Genomic DNA, 19,626 nt, shown 5'->3' with positions numbered 1-19,626 from the left:
CAGATTTATCCAAAGCGGCCAATCGTTGTGACCTGCAGCGGGATTTTGTAGCCACGCTCGATGAGTATCTTGGCCTCGGCGCGACTGCGGAATCATGCCCGATTAAATTGCTTCTCCCGCAGCGTGCCGTTGGAACCTTCAACGGAGTCGTTCTGCCAAGGGCGGCAAGAACGGACACAGCGTGTACGATCTGGTCTTCAAGAAAACCATCCAAGGAGAGAGGAATGAATCCGGAACAGGCCCGAGCCGAAGAAACGCAGGCGATGGAGCGCATGGTGGCCGCCACGCTGCGCGTGCAGAGTACGTTCGCCTCGATGCAGAAGCAATTTCCGCCGCAAGGCAGCGGCGAGCCTTCGCCGTTCGCGCTGCAAACCTTTGATGCCGCCCTGCAGGAACTTGAAGACGCACAGGCCGCGTTCGATGCGCTGCTGAACGATCTGATCGACGGTAACCGCTAAAGACCACGCCCTTATCTGCACCGATTGTCGACGATCTAAAAAGCTGTGTCGAACGTCCGATTGTGGCCGGACTGCGACGGCGGCAAGACGTCAAGAAATGTTTTCAGCTGCGTTTCTGAACGACGCACCCCCAACCATCGGATCTGACGCCGAATGTCCCTTCCTGGCCGATGCCCGTCAGGTACGGCAGGCACCGATCAATGGTGGCACCGGGGTGACATGAGCGCACGATTAATCAATATTTGTGCACCGTCACGCCATTGGTCTGGATTAGCGCCCACATAGACTCGGACCGCTCGCAGCTCGTCGTTCGTTGAACGCAGCCCAGATTCGTCACAGACGAGCCCCAGTGTCCGCCCGTACTCTGCGCTTCCATGAACGTAGCCGGTGACGTAGGCGGCGAGTTGGGTAGTAGAAGATGCTTTTTCGCCAAGTGCTTGATCCAGACCGCGCATCAGTTCGTCAACCGTCAGGGCAAAACAACCCTGCGTCACAATCAGGCCTATGGCAAGCACGCATACCAATTTTCTATACATCTCCGACATCCCATGTTCGAATCAATCCAGACGCCGCGTCAGTTGATCATGCATCGTTGATCGGCAAAGCATTGATCGTCTACGATCCGGGCACCCATGGCCCAACGACTGACCGAAACTCGCGGCGGTTATGAACGCTTGTCAATCAATCGGATTGGTTGGCTACGCAGTCGCGAAGCGTCTGCGAAAGCTCAACGCTGTAGCCAGGCGGCTCAATGAACGTCCGCGAAAGACACTAGACTTCGATACACCGATCGAGCAATTTCATCAATTCGTTGCATCGACGGGTTGAATCCGCAGCCGAATACTGCCCAATTTGCCGTCAATTCATGAAGCAGTCGCTCGAAGAACCTCCCCCGAAGATGCCACCGATCGCGGTCGAGTTCCGCATTCGCAAGCCCGGTCCCCCACCAGCACTCACTGGCGCAGCCCGAACACGCCGTGCCACAGAGCGCTGAAAAAGTCCGTATGCGCGTGTTCGTCACTCCTTCGCGCGTCGCTCTTTGGCGCCTGCTCCGATGCCTCCTGTGTCGCCCCCTCGTCGCCTTGCGGCATCTGCTCATCACGCTGCCCGTCTCGCGATGCGCCCGGCTGGCGCGACGCATGCAGCTCGACCACGCTGCCGGCAATGCGCTCGGCGAGTTGAACATCGCAATCACGGCCGAGCAGAACACCGAAGACGACGTCGCGATTGTGCCCTTGCTCGGCGAAGCGCATCGCCAATGCCACGAACCGCGCATATTCCGCTTCGCGCTCTGCCTTCAGGCGTTCCTCTTCTTCGCGAAGCCGTGCGTGACGGAGCATTTCCTCTGCGTAAACGGTGTCATAGACGCGGCGCAGCTTCGGGTCCGAGAGAATCGCGTATGCTTCCTTGATCTCCTGAAATCGCGCATGCGCGTCCGCTTCGCACCCGACATTGCGGTCGGGATGCGCTTTCATCGCTGCTTTTCGGTAGCCGCGCTTGATTTCCTCGTCGGTGGCGTTCTCGCACACACCGAGCAATTCATACATTGTCGTCATGGTGCGTCCGGATGGAAGTCGGATCGCGTTGATCGTAGCATGTCGCCGCGGCGCCCATCCGTCGGGTTGAGCATTCACCAGGTTCTGAACACCCTGAGTACAGGTCAAGGGCGCTTTGGCAGCTGACGAGATCCGAATCATTCTCGTCGGAACGGCCGTTTGCCGACTGGAGCGATCGCTCGAGTGTCCGAATGAGCATGCAGGCTAACGGCGCTTCATGCGCCGTAATCTACCGAAGCAGCGCCGAGTCATGCAGCAATCGTTCACCCCGATGGCCAAGGTCAGTGGCCGCTTTCGAGCGGCTATCGAAACACATGCTGCCACCCAGGTTCGTCACAGTCGACGAGCCAATCCGTTCAACCCTGCCTCTTCGTGAAGCGCTCCCGTTTTGTATCGCCATGCTGGAACAACGGTGCGTACTCGTGCAATTCTCGTGGCGAGATGTCGAAGGCACGACGGAATGCACGTGTAAAGCTTGACGCATCATTGAAGCCCAACCCCGAGGCAACGTCCTGCACCTCCACATGGGGAAAGCGCACCAGTTCATCGGCCGCCATTCGCAGCCTGCGGTTGCGGATATAAGCGGCAAGGCCCCCTTCATGCTCGAATATGCGGTACACGCTGGCGCGTGAGAGATGTAGCGACGCCAACACGCTGTCAGGCGACAAATTCGGATCATGCAGATTTGCCTCGACGTGCCGCCGCACTTGCCCGTATACAGCTGCGCGCACCGCCGCGCGGGCATTGCCGGCAAGACCCGCCTGGCGGCAGAAGGCCGCAACGATCAACTCTACCGCCGTGAGCAAGGACCGATGCGCTTCGTCCTTGCTCAGTCCGACGATGGTTTTATTGAGCGCGACCAGATGCTCGATCAGCATGCGCGTCAGCGGATCGGTGGCGTGAATCCAGCGGCCATGCAGCGAGGCCGCATCGGGGAATGACTTTTCCACCAGTGCGCGTGGCACAAACAGGAGAAGTATCCGGCTATGAAAACTCCGGATCGTGCACGGCTGATCCATGTCCAGGGCGAGGATACTTGGCACGTGCGGCACGTGCGGCACGTAAGGCGCGTCGGACCGTGGTTTGCCGCCCAGGAACTGCCCCGGCGACCCTTCAAGATATATGCTGAACGAGACGTCCCGCACGCTCTCGGTCGAAACCCGACCCAACGATCGCACGGCCAGGTTCGGCCCCGTGCGAAAGTCGAAGATGCTCAGATTCTCGATCGTGTAACGGGACATCGATGCATCGAACGTATCCTCGGCTTGCTTCGACGAAGGCAATATGTCGTAGACGGGACTCATGCGCTCTTGCCAGGCCAGCAAGCTTCGACGGGCGTCGCCTTGAACGCTGAAACTGCTGTGCACGATGCCGGGCGCGAGCACCGGCCGCTCCGGCGGCAACAACAGGCGGCCTGGCGGTATCGCAGTGTGTAGTGGGTCGTCGTTCAATGCGGCGCTCTTCGCTGATTTTCGTCCGGCTTTGATCTGCCCAGCACTCCTGAACGCCATATTGATCCAATCGCTCGCCCGGAACGCGCTAGTGCAGCATGGGAAGCATACCAGTACGTGCTTTGCCGTAGCACACGGCGCGTCCCCTCCCGCTTCTTCAGCATCACGCAATCGTTTGCGAATCGCGATTTCACCACCTGCGCGAAGGCGGGCCCGATCGCTCGTGCTTCCGGCAATTCGACCGGGCCCTGCGCATCCGATAGAAGTTCCGTTTTTTTGAGACGGAGTGTCAAGCCGACCCGACCGCCCTTTCTAGAATTCTCGCGGCCGCATGTCCGCGGGTGCTTGCCTGTTTTCAGGCGGCCACAGGCTGTCGAATCCGGCCACGCGATAGTTGTCGAAGGCCGCCTGTAAGGCATGCGTCAACGGCTTCGAGTTGCAGAGCCCGAAGCGGGCCGCTGCCGGTCAACAACATCCTTGGGGAATCACCGATGGAATCGGAGCACTCCACCATGTCGCGCTCGCGGATGCCCACCGCAGGGGCGGCGACGCGAGTCGACATTGTGCTGTCCAACGGATTTGCACTGCACGACGTCGCGGCGATCATCGAGATTTTTCATAAAGCAAGTGCGCTGACGACAGCTCGTCCGTCCGGCGAGGCGCGCTATGACGTATCGCTGGTGTCCGCTGCTGGCGGCAGAATTGCCGCCTCTTCATCGGTCTTCGTCTGGACGGAAAGCATCGATTCGCGGCGGCGCGTGGAAGGCAAGCAGATCATGTTCGTCGCCGGTGGAGCGGCTGCTGATCCGGCCTGTCGCGACAAGCGGCTGTTCGATTGGCTGCGCCGCCAGCATCCGCTATGCGAAACCGTTCATCCGATCGCAAACGGAAAGCTTCTCCTGGATGCGGCCGGTCTTCCGAGCGGATTTCGTGCCGCCAACGACACGCCCGACATGCATGCCGCCAGATCGCCGGGCGGCGAGCCTGATGCCATTCGCATTGCGTTGCGCGTGGTCGAAGACGATTTGGGCGGCGAGCTCGCGCGGCAAGTGTCCGGGTCTCTGGCGATGCCGGCGCCTGCACCGTCGGATGCGTTCGTTGCGGCGAGCAACGCGCCACGTGTGAGCGAGCAGATCACGGCATCCGCGCGCTGGCTGGAGGCGAACGTCGACCGGCCCGTCTCGATCGATGCCGCGGCGCAAGTCGCGGCCATGAGCGAGCGCAACTTCCTGAGAAGGTTCAAGAGCGAGATCGGCATGACGCCATCCGACTACCTGCAACGCGCGCGCTTGAACATGAGCTGCAGGATGCTGGTGGAATCGAGCTTGCCGGTCGACAAGGTCGCGCGTCGCTGCGGCATCAACAGTGGCGCCCAACTGGCGAGGCTGTTCCGGAAATACCTGTCGACAACGCCGACTGAATATCGCATGCGTAACGATGCGACCGCTGGCATGGCGTGAGTGCAACGTACATCGGCCGACGTGCGCTCGATTCCGGTGCCACGCGTTGCGCGTCGTCGCGATCAGGGGCGCCCATGAAGCGCGTCGCAACCGGGGCGCCGTTTCCGGTCAAGCCGTCGGATGCGCTGCATCGTCCACATGACGAATCGACGGAGCGCCGCCGCTCTTCCCCGCGCCCCCATCGACACCCTACCGCGCCCGCACCGACACGAACTTGCGTGCGTTCTCGCGCTGAATCAGCACGGCGATCACGCCGCCTTTCGCTTCGAGCGCCTGCACGTCGTCCGGCGTTTCGAGCAGCGTGTCGTTGAGTTCGAGCACGACGTCGCCGGGCCGGATGCCCGCATTCGCGGCCGGCCCGTGCACCGCATCCACCATCATCCCGACCGCGAGCCCGGTCGAACGCCGTTCGGCGTCGCTCAGCGGATGCATCGTCAGCCCGAGCCGATCGCCGGAGTCTGCCGGCCGCGCGGCGGCCATCGCCACGCCGGCGGCACCGGCCGCGCCGACCGTGCCCGCGCTGCCCGCACTGCTGCCCGTCGCGGCCGCGTTGTCGATCGCGTCGCCGGCCCCCGCTCCCGCTCCCGTGACCGTCAGCATCATCGGCGTGCGGTTGCGGATCAGCCGCAGCGGCGCCTTTCCACCGGGCGGCAACGCGGCGGCCAGGTCGTTCAGCTCGGCCGACCGTCCGATCGGCTTGCCGCCGAACTTCACGATCACGTCACCGGGCTTCACGCCGGCCGCGGCGGCGGGCGAACCGGCATCGACGCCGTTGACGAGCGCGCCCGCCGGACGTGGCAGGCCGAACGCCGCGGCCAGCCCGACGCCGACATCCTGCACGTCGACGCCCAGCGCATTGCCGGATGACGTGCGCTGCGCCGCCTGCGCATTGGCCCGCATCTGCGCCTGCACCTGCGCACGCACCTTGATGGCGAGCGCGATCGGAATCGCGAACGTCGTGCTCGCATAGCGGTCGGCGTCCGTATAGACCTGCACCGCGATGCCGATCACGTCGCCCGCGCGATTGAACACGGGGCCGCCCGAGTTGTCGGGGTTCACCGCGATATCGGTCTGGAAGAACGGAAACGCGCTGCCGTCCGGCAGCGCATGCGACGTCGCGCTGACGATGCCGGCCGTGACCGTGTTGCCCGAGCCGTCCGGCGCGCCGATCGTCATCACCGGTTCGCCGGCACGCACCCGCGACGAATCGCCGATATGCACGACCGGCAGCTTTGTCGCGTCGATGTGCAGCACGGCGACGTCGCTCTGCGGATCGACGGTCACCACCGTCGCCTTCAACTCTCGACGATCGGCCAGTCGCACCGTCACGTCGGTCGCATCGGCGACGACATGCGCGGAAGTCAGGATCACGCCGTCGGCGCCGACGATGAAGCCCGAGCCGATGCCCGCGATCGCGCGCGGCGACGTGTCAGGCGCAGGCGCCTGCGCGCCTTGCGGGGGCGGCAGCGGCGCGCCGCGGCGGAAGAACGCGGCAAGCGGATCGTCGGGATCGAGGTACACGAAGGACGGCCCGCCGGCCTGCTGGTCGGTCGCCGCGGTCATGATGGTCACGATCGCCGGCCCGTAGCGGTCGACGATTGCCGAGAAGTCGACCGGCATCGAGTAAGACCGCGCGGCGGGCCTGTTCTTCATCACCGGTGGCGTGGCGGGCGGCGCGACGGTCCCGGCAGCGGCCGGCGGCGACGCCAAAACCAGGGCGAATACGCCCCCGATCAACGCGGTGCGAAGCACGGCGCGAGCAAGCGTCTGGCGAACCACGGTGCACCTCCCCCGGGCAGTCGCAGCGCCGACCCGCGCGAGACGCGCGGACGCCCGACAAGCACCGGTACACCCCTCCATTTATAGTCCACGCCACCTCCGGAACATACGAATCGAAACCCGCATGCCGGGTGGTCGGGCAGCGGCGGAACCGCGACAGCGTTCGTTCCGGACAAAGTTCGCGGTTCGTCAATCGGAACATTCCCCCGACGCGGCGGCGAGGCGCGACGCAATGCGTCCCGCGCTACCAGGCCAGCGCCAGAAAATTGCGCACCACCGCCGACGGATCGTCGCGCCGCGACGCAATGGCGAGCCTCGCGCGCAGCCCGTTGCCTGCGACCTGCCGATACACGACGCCCGCGACCTGCACCTGCGTGATCGCCTTCGGCACGATCGACACGCCGAGCCCGGCCGCGACGAGCGTCACCGCCGAAGCGATTTGCGGCGCGGGCTGCGCCATGCGCGGCTGGAAGCCGGCGGCATTGCACGCGGCGACGATGTCGTCGAACAGCGCGCTGCCCGCTTCGCGCGGCACCTGCACGAACGCCTCGTCGGCCAGCTCCGCCAGATCGATCCGACGCCGCTGCGCGAGCCGATGCGCGACCGGCAGCGCGACGAACATCGGCTCCTCGTCCCAGTCCGCAGCCAGCAACGTGTCCGCGATGCGGCGCTCCGGACGCACGATCGCGACGTCGAGCCGCCCGGCCGCCAGCGCATCGAGCAGCACGCCGGAGGTCGCCTCCTGCAACGTCAGATCCGTGTCGGGAAACGCCTCGCGAAAGCGGCGAATCAGGTCCGCCACCTTCGAATTGAAGGCCGCCGTCCCGGTGAACCCGACCCGCAATTGCCCGATCTCCCCGCGCGCGGCCCGTCTTGCCGCCCGCGCCGCGCGCTCCGCGTCGTCGAGCACGCGCCGTGCCTCTTCCGCGAACACCTCTCCGGCCACGGTCAGTTCGGCGCCGCGCGCGGTCCGCTTGAACAACGCCACGCCGAGTTCGTTCTCGAGTGCCTTGATCTGCTGGCTCAGCGGCGGCTGTCCCATGCCGAGCGTTTCCGCGGCCTTCGTGAAGTTGGACGTGGCCGCCACGGCCAGAAAGTATCGGAGATGCCGAAGTTCCATGCGTTGATGTGATCCCGGGGTAGATGGAAGCGGCTTTCAAGCCAGTCGCAAAACGTATCGCTATGGTTCATTTCATATATTGGACATATACATGAGCGTGCGCAAGAATTCGGGCATTCCCTGACCCATCGGGCACCTGTCATGTCCACTCCCGCAATGTCACCCGCCACGAATCGCGCCGCGAACGCCGCGCCGGACGCGCTGCCTATCGGTGTGTCGCCGCGCTCGGCAGCCTACAAGCGCATCGCGCTGGCGCTGTTCCTCGCCGGCTTTTCCACCTTCTCGCTGCTGTACTGCGTGCAGCCGCTGCTGCCCGCGTTCGCACGCGAGTTCAACATCGGCGCGGCGTCGAGCTCGCTGTCCCTGTCGCTGTCGACCGGGCTGCTGGCGGTCTCCATCCTGTGCGCCGGCGCGCTGTCCGAACGCGTCGGACGACGCGGGCTGATGTTCGCGTCGATGACGCTGGCCGCGCTGTTCAACCTGCTCGCCGCGATTTCGCCGAACTGGAACCTGCTGCTGCTCTGGCGCGCGCTCGAAGGGTTCGCGCTCGGCGGCGTTCCGGCGGTGGCGATGGCCTATCTCGCCGAGGAAATCGCCGCCGACGGGCTGGGCCTGGCGATGGGACTCTACGTCGGCGGCACCGCGTTCGGCGGCATGATCGGGCGGATCGGGATGAGCGCGCTCGAAGAGTATTTCTCGTGGCGCACCGCGATGCTGACGATCGGCGTGGTCGACCTCGTCGCGGCGGTCGCGTTCGTGATGCTGCTGCCGCAGTCGCGACGCTTCGTGAAGCGCACCGACCTGACGCTGCGTCACCATCTGCGGCTGTGGAACGCGCAGCTGCATCACGCGCGGCTGCCGTTCGTGTTCGCGATCGGCTTCCTCGTGATGGGCGCGTTCGTGACCGTCTACAACTACGCCGGGTTCCGGCTGACGGCCGCGCCGTTCAACCTGAGCGCGACCGCCTGCGGGCTGATCTTCGGCGCCTACCTGTTCGGGATGGTGTCTTCGTCGAGCGCCGGTGCGCTCGCCGATCGTCTCGGGCGCGCGCCCGTCCTCGTCAGCGGCATGCTCGTGTTCGCGGCCGGCCTCGCGCTGACGCTGTCGCATTCGCTCGTCGCGATCATCGTCGGGATCGTGCTGATCACGATCGGCTTCTTCGTCGCGCATGCGGTCGCGAGCGGCTGGGTCGGGCATCTCGCCGGTTCCGCGAAGGGGCACGCCGCGTCGCTCTACCTGCTGGCCTATTACCTCGGGTCGAGCGTGCTGGGCTCGATCGGCGGCTCGTTCTGGCAACACGGTGCGTGGAGCGCGGTCGTCGCGTATGTCGCGGTGCTGCTCGTGCTCGGCCTGGCGGCGGCGCACCGGATCATGCGCGCGGAACGCGTGCGGTAACCGCCACCACGACCTGCGCCGCCACCAAATGCATCGCGTCAGCGCACGCGCGCATGGAACTTCGCGATCGCCTTCCACATCAGCACCGGATTCGAGTACATCGGGAAATGCCCGCAATCCGGTATTTCCGACAGAACGACACCGTGCGCCTCGATCGCGCTCAGGTACGACAGCGACGCGTTCTGCGCGCCGTACATGAACATCCGGGGAAACGGCAGGCCGAGGAATTTGCGCATCAGGTCGCCGTTGTCGGACAGGTCGACCATCGAGCGGAAGATCGCCCCGACCGCTTCGGCCCGCACCTTGTGACGCAGGCTCGCCGAGTACAGCGCGCTCGCGTAGGCCGGCGCACGACGGGTGCGGTCGATGAAATCGTCGAAGAACCGCTCGGCGCTGTCGCGCGGATGGTCGACGATCTGCCGGCTCAGGAAACAATCCTCGGGCGCGATGTTCCCCTCGATGTCGACGAAGCTCAGCACGCGCCGCGGATACCGGTGTGCGAGCATCAACGACGTCAGCCCGCCCATCGAATGGCCGACGAGATGGAATCGATCGAAGCCCAGGCGGTCGATCACGTTCAGCGCCGTCTCGACGAGAAACGGAATCGATATCTTCGACAGATCCGCGCAACGCGTTTCACCGCAGCCCGGCGCATCGTATGCAACGAAAGGCCGGCCGTCGAATTCGCGATGGCGCACGATGTCCGCGTAATCCTCCTTGGTCGAGCCGAAGCCGTGGAGAAACACGACGGGCGCGTGCTCGCCGCCGCGATGAATGGCCGACACATCCAGGTCGGTGCTGTCGACGGCGAAGGACAACCGCGACTGGGAAAACTCATCACTCATCTAATCGAATTCCGGGTAAGGATGGTGTAGCGCCCGCCCCGGCGCGACAGGGTCGACCGGGGTGGAATGACAGACGCCGGGCAACGACGCTCAGGCCGTCAGCATCCGGCAAAAATCCTGGATCGCGGTGCACGCACGCAGCAACGACTTGTCGTCGAGCGCGTAAGCGATCCGGATGTACGGGCCGAGCCCGAAAGCGCTCCCGTGCACGGTGGCCACGCCGGCTTCGTCGAGCAACGCATTCACCACATCCTCGTCGCTCGCCAGTTGCACGCCCGCACGGGTCGTCTTGCCGATCACCCCCTCGCACGACGCGAACGCATAGAACGCGCCCTGCGGAACATCGCAGCGCAAACCCGGCGCCTGGTTCAGTTGTTCGACGACCAGATCACGCCGTCGCTGGAACGCGACGCGGGAATGCGCGATGAAATCCTGCGGCCCCGTCAGCGCGGCCAGCGCCGCGTGCTGCGAGATCGTCGACGCGCCGGACGTCTGCTGCCCTTGCAACTTCTCCATCGCATCGATCAGCCAGCGCGGCCCGGTACCGAAACCGATGCGCCAGCCCGTCATCGCATAGGCCTTCGACACACCGTTCATCGTCAGCACGCGTTCGCGCAGCCGCGGCTCGACCTGGGCGATCGTGAAGAATTCGATGCCATCGAAAATCAGGTGCTCGTAGATATCGTCGGACAGCACCAGCACGTGCGGATGCGCGAGCAGCACCTCGGCGAGCGCCTTCAGCTCCGCACGGCTATACACCGCGCCGGTCGGGTTCGACGGCGAGTTCAGGATCAGCCATCGCGTGCGCGGCGTGATCGCCGCCAGCAGCGCGTCCGGTGTGAGCTTGAAGCCGCTTTCCGCGCCGCATGCGACAGTGATGGAGCGACCGCCGCACAGCTGCACGATCTCCGGATAGCTGACCCAGTACGGTGCCGGGACGATGACTTCGTCGCCCTCGTTCAGCGTCGCGGCCAGCGCATTGAAGATCACCTGCTTGCCGCCGCTGCACACGAGCGTGTCGCGCCAGTCCACGTCGACGCTGTTCTCGCGCCGGAACTTCTCGGCAATCGCCTCGCGCAGCGCACGCAGCCCTGCCACCTGCGTGTAGCGCGTGTGGCCCGCGCGGATCGCGGCGATGCCCGCTTCCCGCACGTGTTCCGGCGTGTCGAAATCCGGCTCGCCGGCGCTCAGCGAAATCACCGCGGCACCGCTCGCGCGCCGGGCGGCCACACGATCCATCACCTTGTAGGTCGCCGACGGACGCGCGGCTGCGAGGAAGCGGTTCAGCGTATCGATCGGTGCGCTCATTGAGCGTTCCTCCAGTTCGTCAGACCCATCAGTTCGAGCGTGCTGCGCCCTGCGCGCAATGCGTCCATCATTTGCGCTTCCTTGTCAGCACGCGCCTGCCCTTGGGCCAGCGTCGTCTCGACATATGCAACTGGTATCACCAGCACGCCGTCGTCGTCGGCCACGACCAGATCGCCGGCGGCTACAGGCGTTCCCGCGAAGCTGATCGACTGTCCGACCGACGGCGCGCTCGCCTTGATCGTGCCGCGCATGGAAATGCCGCGCGTGAATACCGGAAAGCGCCGTGCAGTCAGCGCCGCGATATCGCGCACGCCACCGTCGATGACCAGCCCGGCCACGCCGGCCGCCTCGGCGGCGACAGTCAGCACCTCGCCCCAGTAACCGGCGACGAAGCCGCCCGTCGAGATGACGAGCACGCTGCCGCGCGACACCTGCTCCATCGCGATATGAATCGAAAGGTTGTCGCCCGGCGAACATTCGAGCGGAAAGGCAGGACCGGCGACCGACGCGCCGGGCCACACCGTGCGGATCGCCGGATCGACGGCGCCGGTGGACAGGCCCGAGGCCTCGAACAACGTGGAGGTGCCGAGTTTGCGCGCCTGCTCCAGCAGCGCCGGCTCATAAGTCTGGGTCGGGTTCATTGTTCAGGCCTTGCTTTGCAGTGTGTGATAGCCCAGCGCCGCTCGCGCTTCGCCAAGCGTCTTGCCCTGTGCGATCTGTTCGCGGATATGCGATTCGACTTCTTCGATCCGGCGAGCAACCCGTGCGACTTCGCGCGCTCGACCGCGGGGCACGATCACGGCGCCGTTCGCATCCGCGACGACGATGTCGCGCGCCGCCACGCGCACGGTGCCGATTGCGACCGTCGTATTCACCGACTCGACCTGCACGCGGTCCTTGCCAGTCCGCATGAAGCGCCCTGCCGTGAACAGCGGATAGTTGTCGCCCAGCGCCTTGTTCACGTCGCGGCACACGCCATCGATCACGGTGCCGGCAATGCCATGCTGCCCGGCGTACTGGGTCATGATGTCGCCCCATACCGTGCAGTCGGTCCGGCCGTCGTTGTCGATCACGACCACGTCGCCTTGCGCGACATCGTCGATGAAGTCGCCGACGGTTCCGGGCGGCACGCTCGCGGGCACGTACTTGACCGTGAAGGCGGGACCGACGACGACCTTCGTGTAGTTGGCCAACGGCATGATGCCGAGCGCCTGTCCGTGCAGCCCGAGCTTGTCCATCGCATCGGAAACGCCGGGCGTATCGAGCCCTTCGAACAGCGCGACCAGTTCCTGGTCTTCCGCCGCAGCCTTGTTGGGATTCGTCATATCAAAACTCCGCTAGAAGGATGAGCGGTCAGCGCACCGCGATGGCTTCGAATTCCTTGTCGTGCATCACGTCCGCGACCGGGCGGCCGGCACGCACGGCGGCGACCATCCCGTCCTGTCGCTTCGCGATACGCTCGCCGAGATCGAGCACGTCCTCGATGCACCGCGCCGGTATGAACACCGTGCCGCATCGGTCGGCGATCACGTAATCGTCCTGATGGACAGTCACACCGGCCATCTGCACCGGTGTGCCGGAATCGATCTGGATCACGCGGTTGCGCGCGCTGATCATCGTGATGCCGCGTCCGTACACCGGATAGCCGATCGATTCGCTTCCGTCGATGTCGCGGCTCAGGCCGTCGATCACCGAGCCGCGAATGCGCTTCGCGGTCGCCGCGTTCGCGAGAATGTCGCCCCAGCAGGAAATTCCGTCCGCGCCGCCGGCGATCACCAGCACGCGATCGTCGGTGGCGATCGCGTCGACGACCGGCGAGATCAGGTGCACGGTCGGTTTGGCATCGGCTTTCGGACCGAGCTGAATGGTGCTGGCACGCCCGACGATCTTCGGGCAGTTCCACAGTGGACGCAGGCCGACCGTTGCGCCAGGCATGCCGAGAAAGTCGAGCGCGTCGGATACGGTATTGGTGTCGAGCGACGTAAGGCGCTCGAGCAAGGAAGGCTGGTTCATCATGCTGTTTCCCGTTGACAAGTGCAGCCATCGTCGCTTCGGCAGCGTGACAAGTAAATTTCGTATTTCATATCTGCGTGATACGATTTCCGGAATACGAAAAACCTCACATCGCGCGCGGCCGGCAACCACCATGTCGCGCCGCGCCGCCCTCCCCGCGGCATTTTCCGCGCTGCTTCACTCCGGGCATACCCGCCATGAGCAACACGATCGACTACCGGCTGATTCGGCAACTCTGGATGTTTCTCGCCGTCGCCGAGGAGCAGCATTTCGGGCGCGCGGCGAAGCGGCTGAACATGTCGCAACCGCCGTTGACCGAGCAGATCAAGGTACTGGAGCAGTCGCTCAGGATCCAGTTGTTCTACCGCTCGCGGCAGGGAACCCAACTGAGCCCGGCGGGCGCCGCGATCCTGCCGGCCGTCCGGCAATTCGCCGGCCAGGCCGAGCGGCTGCAGCGTGTCGTGCGCGAGGTCGCGGCCGGCCAGTCGGGCGTGCTGCACGTCGGCGCGATCACGTCCGCGATGCTCGACACGGTGCCGCCGCTACTGGACGCGCTCAAGCGCGCGCATCCGAACCTGACCGTGTTCGTCAACGAGATCGACAGCGTCGACGCGATTCCGGCGCTGGAGGCCGGCGAGCTTGATCTCGCCTTTGCACGCGTCGATGGCGAGGTAGCGAACGGTATCGCGACGATGCCGATGGCCGAGGACCGGCTCGCTGTCGCGTTGCCGAAGAAGCATCCGCTGGCGGCCATACCAAGGGTGCGGCTGCGCGCGTTGATGGACGAACCGCTGATCATGTCGTCGCGACAGGTGAGCCCCGTCTACTTCGACATGTTGACGTCCGTCTGCCGCACGCATGGGCTGACACCGCGCGTGATTCACGAGGTGCGTTCGGTGACGTCGCAGATTGCGTACGTCGGCTGCGGTCAGGGGGTGGCGCTGGTGCCTGCGTCGACCCGCAAGCTCGCGCCGGAGAACGTCGTCGTGCGGCCGTTGAAGGAAAAGGTCATGGTCGTGACGGCGGCCGCTGTCTGGAATACGAACCGGCATCATCCGATGGTCGATGCCGTGCTCGACATGCTGAAAAAGTAACGACGCGCGACAATCGTGCCGCTTCCCGGGCGGCGTCACCCGCGCGCCGGGTCACTCGCCCGCGACCCGATGCGCGATCGTCGACAGCGTCCGCAGCATCGGCGCGAACGCATCGGCCGACGTATTGCCGAACCCGAGCACGAGCCCGTTGGCCGGCGACGTCGCGTGAATCGAGAACCCCGACAGCGGGAACGGCCCGATCCCGTGCGCGCGCGCCGCTTCGACGATCGCGCGGTCGCGAAAACGGGCCGGCAGCCGCAACGCCAGATGCAGCCCGCACGGCCCGCCCTCGACCTGATGCGGCACGGTGAACGCGTCGTCCAGCGCGGCGAGCAGCGAGCGCCGCCGGTCGCGATACAGCCGCCGCATCCGCCCGAGATGGCGCCCGTACTCCCCCGTCTCGATGAAATCGGCGAGCGCGAGCTGCACGTGGCGCGTCCCGCCGCGCAGCATCTCCGGCAACGCCGGCCGCACTGCGGCGAGCAGCGCGTCGGGCAGCACGAGAAAGCCGATCCGCAACGCCGGAAACATCGTCTTGCTGAACGAGCCGAGATAGACGACCGGCGAATCGGCCGCGAGCCCGTGCAACGCGCCGATCGGCTCGCCGGTATGCCGAAACTCGCTGTCGTAATCGTCCTCGATGATCCATGCGCGATGCCGGCGTGCGGCGTCGATCAGCGCGAGCCGGCGCGAGATCGACAGCACCGCGCCGGTCGGGAACTGGTTCGACGGCGTGGTGTAGACGAGCCGGGGCGTCCGTTCGCGCCAGTCCGTGTCTGCCGCGCGCAGCCCCTCCGCGTCGACCGGCATCGGCACGACGTCGAGATCGGCCGCCTGCATCGCGGTGCGCGCACCGCGATAGCCGGGCTCCTCGACCCAGACCGTGTCGCCGGGGTTCGTCAGCAACTGCGCGCACAGCGCGATCGCGCCCTGCGCGCCTTCGGTGATCACGATCTGCTCCGGATCGCAGCGCACGCCGCGCGTCACGGCCAGGTGGCGCGCGATCGACTCGCGCAGCGCGCGTTCGCCGAGCGGGTCGCCATACGCGAGCAGGTCGCGGCCGGCGCGGCGCAGCGCGCGGTCGATCGCATGCCGCCATGCATCCACCGGGAAATGCGACAGCGCGGGCACGCCCGGCCGGAAGCCTTCCGACTCGCCGGCGCCGATCAGGCTCGGGCGAATCCGGCCGAGCCGCTGCGCGACGGCCGGCGGTGCGACCCGCCGGCGCGGCGTGGCCGGCCGCGACAGGCCGACCACGCGCGTTCCGCGGCGATCGGATTGCAGGAAGCCTTCGGCGACGAGTTGCTCGTAGACGGCCGCCGTCGTGTTGCGCGACACGCCGAGCGTCTCGGCCAGCGCGCGCGTACCGGGCAGCCGCGTGCCGGCCGGCATCGCGCCGCCGAGAATCGCGTCGCGCACGCGGCGCAGCAGTTGCCGCTGCAACGAAGGCGCGCCGGCCGTGCGCGCGAGCGGCGCGTCGAGCGGCAACAGCGGTGCGTCGCCGGAAGGAAAGGCAGTCGTCATCGGGATATCGCAGTGTGGAAGCCTCGGGGCATGGCGCGTCGAGCGCGGCGCCGGCATGGCACCGGCGTGGCGCGTTCGTGGCGCGTTCGTGGCGCGTTCGTGGCACCTCGGCAGCGCCTTCGTGGCACCATAAATTTACTGTCGGCTGGCGCTTCTCATGGTACCTCGCCGGGACTACGATCGTCTGCATGCCGGCATGTCGCCGGCCGCCAACCGAAGCGAGATCGACCTTGTCCACGCTCACCAACGACTTCCAGCAGCCCATCGGCCACCCCGTTCCCGACTGGTCCGCGCGCCCCCGCCCGGAGCGCATCGTGCTCGAGGGCCGCTACTGCCGCCTCGAACCGCTCGACGCCGACCGCCATGCCGCCGACCTGTACGCCGCGTACGCGCAGGCGCCGGACGGCGGCGACTGGACCTATCTCGCGCACGGGCCGTACGCCGACGAGTCGAGCTACCGCGACTACGCGCGCGGCGCGGCGGCCAGCGCCGATCCGCTGCACTACACGGTGATCGACCGCGCGACGAACCGCGCCGTCGGCACGCTCGCGCTGATGCGCATCGACCCGGCCAACGGCGTGATCGAGGTCGGTTCCGTCACCTTCTCGCCGCTGCTGAAGCGCACGCCGATTTCGACCGAAGCGCAGTACCTGCTGATGAAGTACGCGTTCGACACGCTCGGCTACCGGCGCTACGAATGGAAGTGCGACGACCTCAACGAACCGTCTCGCAAGGCGGCAGCGCGGCTCGGCTTCCGTTACGAAGGCACGTTCCGGCAGGCGATCATCTACAAGGGCCGCAACCGCGACACGGCATGGTTCTCGATCGTCGACGGCGAATGGCCGGACGTGCGCGCCGCGTTCGAAGCCTGGCTCGCGCCGGAGAACTTCGACGCCAGCGGTACGCAGCGCGAGACGCTCGTCGCGATCCGCCACGCGCGGGCGCGTGCGCGCGACGCGGCCGGCCGCGCGAACGACGCGACGCGCGTCACGGTCCGGCCGCTCGTGGCCGCCGACGAAGCCGCGTGGCGCCCGCTGTGGCGGGGCTACCAGACTTTCTACGAGACCGCGCTGAGCGACGCCGTGTTCGCGACGACATGGGCGCGCCTGATGGATCCCGCCGAACCGATGTTCGCGCTCGGCGCCTTCGACGCGTCGGGTACGCTGGTCGGCATCGTGCACGCGATCTATCACCGCTCGTGCTGGACCGAAGGTCCGTACTGCTATCTGCAGGACCTGTTCACGGCGGCGGACGCCCGCGGGCAAGGCGCGGGCGGCGCACTGATCGAAGCCGTGTACGAGCGGGCCCGCGAAGCCGGCGCAAGCCGCGTGTACTGGCTCACGCACGAAACCAACACGACCGCCCGCGCGCTGTACGACAAGCTCGCGAACAACGCGGGGTTCATCCAGTACCGGAAGGATCTCAAGTAACGCGAGAGTGCAACCGGTCGCTCAGCCCGGGGCATCGACCGGATCCGTCGCCTCGCCGCGGGCTGGTGCCGCGCGACACGCGGCGCCAGCCGCAGGCGGCACCGACGCGGGGTGGATCATCTCGTCGCCGTTGACCGGCACCGGCCGCCGCACCGGCCGGTACACCGGTTCGCCCGGCTCGATCGCCTGCCCGGAGATCGCGCAGCGGCCCGCCTGCAACGCGACGCGCAAGCGCCAGCGTTGCTCGCCGTAATGGCAGCGCCCGCTTTCGCTCCAGCGCACCAGCAAGCCGTCGTCGCCCGCTTCCAGAACCGACACGAACAGTTGCGGCCGCAACGGTGAAGCGCCCGGTGCGACAGGCTCCGGAGTCGGCGCGCGATCGGCACGCTCCTGTGGCCGCGCCATCCCGACGTCTGCCGGTAACGGCATCGCGTCCCGCTCTTCGGCTACCAGCATGTGGTACGACACATACTCGCAGATCAGGCATTCGATAACGTTTGGCATGCTTGACGACATTCCGTGAAGATTGAGACGAGCCGCGCTCGGCCGTTCGCACGGCAGCAACGACCGATTCGGTCATGCACCCCGCCTCCGGTGCAACCACCATGCACGCATGGCGATCGGACATTGCCGCAGATGATACAAATTGAAGTTAACTTCAAGTAAAGGGGAAACATGCGCAACGATGCGTTTCGCTGATCGCCACAATGGACCGCAACGACCGCGGCTACGACGCCCACGACCGAACCGCGCGTCTCGCGTTTCGTCTCAAACGGCTGAGACGAATGTCCCGGCGTCTCACCCGCCGCGTCCCGTCGCAATCGCAGCAAATTTCGCGTGTGATTCGCTCGGTCCCGGCTGATGTCAATGCAAGGCGGCCTGCTGCATCGCACAGCGCCCGCCCGGCGCCTTCGCCGTCCGAGCGCCGATTCAAGCTGGCCCCGTTCCTGCATGTCGGTCGCTCGCGCAATCGCGCGACGGACGAACCGCCCCTTGGCCGCGCGTCCGACGACAACCTGACGGAGACAGCAACGTGAGTACACCGGCATCGAACCCCGCTCCCAGCATGAAGGCCGCCGTCTGGCATGGCCGCCACGACATCCGCGTCGAAGAGGTTCCCGTTCCGGCGCATCCGCCGGCCGGCTGGGTCCAGATCCGCGTGCACTGGTGCGGGATCTGCGGCTCCGACCTGCACGAGTACGTCGCCGGGCCCGTGTTCATTCCCGTCGACGCGCCGCATCCGCTGACGGGCCTGAAGGGCCAGTGCATCCTCGGCCACGAGTTCAGCGGCGAGATCGCGGCGCTCGGCGCGGGCGTGACGGGCTTCGCGGTCGGCGAGCGCGTGACGGCCGACGCCTGCCAGCATTGCGGCACCTGCTGGTATTGCCGGCACGGGCTGTACAACATCTGCGAGAACCTCGCGTTCACCGGGCTGATGAACAACGGCGCGTTCGCCGAATTCGTGAACGTGCCGGCCGAGCTGCTGTACAAGCTGCCCGACAACTTCCCGACGGAGGCCGGCGCGCTGATCGAGCCGCTCGCGGTCGGGCTGCATGCGGTGAAGAAGGCCGGCAACATCGTCGGCCAGACCGTCGTCGTGGTCGGCGCCGGCACGATCGGCCTGTGCACGATCATGTGCGCGAAGGCCGCGGGCGCCGGACGCGTGATCGCGCTGGAAATGTCGGCCGCGCGCAAGCAGAAGGCGCTGGAGGTCGGCGCGACGGTCGTGATCGATCCGAAGGCGTCCGACGCGATCGCGGAAGTCAAGGCGCTGACGGGCGGCTACGGCGCCGACGTGTCGTTCGAGTGCATCGGGCACACGGCCACCGCGCAGCTCGCGATCGACGTGATCCGCAAGGCCGGCAAGTCGGTGATGGTCGGCATCTTCGAGGAGCCGACGTCGTTCAACTTCTTCGACATCGTGTCGACCGAGAAGGAAGTGATCGGCTCGCTCGCGTACAACGGCGAATTCGCGGACGTGATCCGCTACATCGCGGACGGCCGCATCGACGTGCAGCCGCTGATCACCGGCCGGATCACGCTCGGCGACATCGTCACGCACGGCTTCGAGGAGCTGGTCAACCACAAGGACCGGAACGTGAAGATCATCGTCCAGCCCGCGGCCGCCTGACGAACCGTTGACCGGACGATGACGGCCGCGCGGCGGCCGGAAGCGGCACCGAACGGCCCCGG

General features: G+C 66.2%; 18 protein-coding genes. 6 read left to right on the top strand and 12 right to left on the bottom strand.

Features of this window, described 5'->3' with window-relative positions; genetic code table 11:
* Positions 1-224 precede the first annotated feature (224 nt).
* Positions 225-458 (top strand): hypothetical protein, encoded by a 234-nt coding sequence (locus tag U5A56_RS03510; RefSeq protein ID WP_011549124.1) that lies wholly within the window; start codon positions 225-227, stop codon positions 456-458.
* Between the two features lie 197 nt (positions 459-655).
* On the opposite strand, the gene U5A56_RS03505 is transcribed toward U5A56_RS03510, so the two are convergent.
* The 3 genes from U5A56_RS03505 to U5A56_RS03495 form a co-directional block, all read right to left on the bottom strand.
* Complete coding sequence (locus U5A56_RS03505) at positions 656-1,003, bottom strand: hypothetical protein (protein ID WP_321920937.1); 348 nt, start codon at positions 1,001-1,003, stop codon at positions 656-658.
* Positions 1,004-1,411: 408 nt separating this feature from the next.
* Entirely contained in the window at positions 1,412-2,014 is a 603-nt protein-coding gene (locus tag U5A56_RS03500; RefSeq protein ID WP_321920936.1) for a J domain-containing protein, read from the bottom strand.
* A 356-nt stretch (positions 2,015-2,370) separates the two neighbouring features.
* Positions 2,371-3,465: a helix-turn-helix domain-containing protein gene (locus U5A56_RS03495; protein ID WP_321920935.1), complete on the bottom strand. Its 1,095-nt coding sequence runs from the start codon at positions 3,463-3,465 to the stop codon at positions 2,371-2,373.
* A 491-nt stretch (positions 3,466-3,956) separates the two neighbouring features.
* On the opposite strand from U5A56_RS03495, the gene U5A56_RS03490 reads away from it, so the two are divergent.
* Positions 3,957-4,925 carry a GlxA family transcriptional regulator gene (locus U5A56_RS03490; RefSeq protein ID WP_321920934.1) on the top strand — a complete coding sequence of 323 codons (969 nt, stop codon included), beginning with the start codon at positions 3,957-3,959 and terminating at the stop codon, positions 4,923-4,925.
* A gap of 189 nt (positions 4,926-5,114) precedes the next feature.
* Here the strand turns inward: U5A56_RS03490 and U5A56_RS03485 are convergent, their stop codons facing one another.
* Positions 5,115-6,704, bottom strand: coding sequence for a trypsin-like peptidase domain-containing protein (locus U5A56_RS03485; RefSeq protein WP_321920933.1), 1,590 nt, complete (start codon positions 6,702-6,704; stop codon positions 5,115-5,117).
* Between the two features lie 244 nt (positions 6,705-6,948).
* Entirely contained in the window at positions 6,949-7,824 is an 876-nt protein-coding gene (locus tag U5A56_RS03480) for a LysR family transcriptional regulator (protein ID WP_321920932.1), read from the bottom strand.
* A 141-nt stretch (positions 7,825-7,965) separates the two neighbouring features.
* On the opposite strand from U5A56_RS03480, the gene U5A56_RS03475 reads away from it, so the two are divergent.
* A complete protein-coding gene (locus U5A56_RS03475; RefSeq protein WP_124645937.1) occupies positions 7,966-9,219 on the top strand; it encodes an MFS transporter in 1,254 nt (417 codons plus the stop codon).
* Positions 9,220-9,257: 38 nt separating this feature from the next.
* Here U5A56_RS03475 and U5A56_RS03470 read toward each other — a convergent pair whose 3' ends face one another.
* The 5 genes from U5A56_RS03470 to U5A56_RS03450 form a co-directional block, all read right to left on the bottom strand.
* Positions 9,258-10,064, bottom strand: coding sequence for an alpha/beta hydrolase (locus tag U5A56_RS03470; protein ID WP_321920931.1), 807 nt, complete (start codon positions 10,062-10,064; stop codon positions 9,258-9,260).
* 90 nt (positions 10,065-10,154) lie between these two features.
* Positions 10,155-11,372, bottom strand: coding sequence for a pyridoxal phosphate-dependent aminotransferase (locus tag U5A56_RS03465; RefSeq protein ID WP_321809470.1), 1,218 nt, complete (start codon positions 11,370-11,372; stop codon positions 10,155-10,157).
* Positions 11,369-12,013, bottom strand: coding sequence for an RraA family protein (locus U5A56_RS03460; RefSeq protein WP_044843319.1), 645 nt, complete (start codon positions 12,011-12,013; stop codon positions 11,369-11,371). The genes U5A56_RS03465 and U5A56_RS03460 overlap by 4 nt, the downstream gene beginning before the upstream one ends.
* A gap of 3 nt (positions 12,014-12,016) precedes the next feature.
* The gene (locus U5A56_RS03455) at positions 12,017-12,697 is read right to left on the bottom strand and encodes an RraA family protein (RefSeq protein ID WP_321920930.1); all 681 of its coding nucleotides are present in this window, start codon (positions 12,695-12,697) and stop codon (positions 12,017-12,019) included.
* A gap of 28 nt (positions 12,698-12,725) precedes the next feature.
* On the bottom strand, positions 12,726-13,385 hold the full coding sequence (locus tag U5A56_RS03450; RefSeq protein ID WP_321920929.1) for an RraA family protein: 660 nt from the start codon (positions 13,383-13,385) through the stop codon (positions 12,726-12,728).
* 197 nt (positions 13,386-13,582) lie between these two features.
* Here U5A56_RS03450 and U5A56_RS03445 point away from each other — a divergent pair, with 197 nt between their 5' ends.
* Positions 13,583-14,479 carry a LysR substrate-binding domain-containing protein gene (locus tag U5A56_RS03445; protein ID WP_044843317.1) on the top strand — a complete coding sequence of 299 codons (897 nt, stop codon included), beginning with the start codon at positions 13,583-13,585 and terminating at the stop codon, positions 14,477-14,479.
* A 51-nt stretch (positions 14,480-14,530) separates the two neighbouring features.
* Here U5A56_RS03445 and U5A56_RS03440 read toward each other — a convergent pair whose 3' ends face one another.
* On the bottom strand, positions 14,531-16,003 hold the full coding sequence (locus tag U5A56_RS03440; protein WP_321920928.1) for a PLP-dependent aminotransferase family protein: 1,473 nt from the start codon (positions 16,001-16,003) through the stop codon (positions 14,531-14,533).
* Between the two features lie 230 nt (positions 16,004-16,233).
* Here U5A56_RS03440 and U5A56_RS03435 point away from each other — a divergent pair, with 230 nt between their 5' ends.
* Complete coding sequence (locus U5A56_RS03435; protein WP_321920927.1) at positions 16,234-17,433, top strand: GNAT family N-acetyltransferase; 1,200 nt, start codon at positions 16,234-16,236, stop codon at positions 17,431-17,433.
* Positions 17,434-17,454: 21 nt separating this feature from the next.
* Here U5A56_RS03435 and U5A56_RS03430 read toward each other — a convergent pair whose 3' ends face one another.
* Entirely contained in the window at positions 17,455-17,937 is a 483-nt protein-coding gene (locus tag U5A56_RS03430; protein WP_321920926.1) for a DUF3331 domain-containing protein, read from the bottom strand.
* A gap of 562 nt (positions 17,938-18,499) precedes the next feature.
* Here U5A56_RS03430 and U5A56_RS03425 point away from each other — a divergent pair.
* Positions 18,500-19,564: a 2,3-butanediol dehydrogenase gene (locus tag U5A56_RS03425; RefSeq protein WP_321921389.1), complete on the top strand. Its 1,065-nt coding sequence runs from the start codon at positions 18,500-18,502 to the stop codon at positions 19,562-19,564.
* Positions 19,565-19,626: the final 62 nt, after the last annotated feature.

This window comes from Burkholderia sp. BCC1998, assembly GCF_905339875.1.
In the GTDB taxonomy this organism is placed as follows: Bacteria; Pseudomonadota; Gammaproteobacteria; order Burkholderiales; family Burkholderiaceae; genus Burkholderia.
Note: the sequence above shows the minus strand (reverse complement) of the source record. Positions and strands in the feature narration are given on the sequence as shown.

Bases quoted from the DNA above. Each gene is read 5' to 3' on its own strand.
- U5A56_RS03510 (WP_011549124.1), top strand. From the start codon at position 225: ATGAATCCGGAACAGGCCCGAGCCGAAGAAACGCAGGCGATGGAGCGC.
- U5A56_RS03505 (WP_321920937.1), bottom strand. From the start codon at position 1,003: ATGTCGGAGATGTATAGAAAATTGGTATGCGTGCTTGCCATAGGCCTG.
- U5A56_RS03500 (WP_321920936.1), bottom strand. From the start codon at position 2,014: ATGACGACAATGTATGAATTGCTCGGTGTGTGCGAGAACGCCACCGAC.
- U5A56_RS03490 (WP_321920934.1), top strand. From the start codon at position 3,957: ATGGAATCGGAGCACTCCACCATGTCGCGCTCGCGGATGCCCACCGCA.
- U5A56_RS03480 (WP_321920932.1), bottom strand. From the start codon at position 7,824: ATGGAACTTCGGCATCTCCGATACTTTCTGGCCGTGGCGGCCACGTCC.
- U5A56_RS03475 (WP_124645937.1), top strand. From the start codon at position 7,966: ATGTCCACTCCCGCAATGTCACCCGCCACGAATCGCGCCGCGAACGCC.
- U5A56_RS03470 (WP_321920931.1), bottom strand. From the start codon at position 10,064: ATGAGTGATGAGTTTTCCCAGTCGCGGTTGTCCTTCGCCGTCGACAGC.
- U5A56_RS03465 (WP_321809470.1), bottom strand. From the start codon at position 11,372: ATGAGCGCACCGATCGATACGCTGAACCGCTTCCTCGCAGCCGCGCGT.
- U5A56_RS03460 (WP_044843319.1), bottom strand. From the start codon at position 12,013: ATGAACCCGACCCAGACTTATGAGCCGGCGCTGCTGGAGCAGGCGCGC.
- U5A56_RS03455 (WP_321920930.1), bottom strand. From the start codon at position 12,697: ATGACGAATCCCAACAAGGCTGCGGCGGAAGACCAGGAACTGGTCGCG.
- U5A56_RS03450 (WP_321920929.1), bottom strand. From the start codon at position 13,385: ATGAACCAGCCTTCCTTGCTCGAGCGCCTTACGTCGCTCGACACCAAT.
- U5A56_RS03445 (WP_044843317.1), top strand. From the start codon at position 13,583: ATGAGCAACACGATCGACTACCGGCTGATTCGGCAACTCTGGATGTTT.
- U5A56_RS03440 (WP_321920928.1), bottom strand. From the start codon at position 16,003: ATGACGACTGCCTTTCCTTCCGGCGACGCACCGCTGTTGCCGCTCGAC.
- U5A56_RS03430 (WP_321920926.1), bottom strand. From the start codon at position 17,937: ATGCCAAACGTTATCGAATGCCTGATCTGCGAGTATGTGTCGTACCAC.
- U5A56_RS03425 (WP_321921389.1), top strand. From the start codon at position 18,500: ATGAAGGCCGCCGTCTGGCATGGCCGCCACGACATCCGCGTCGAAGAG.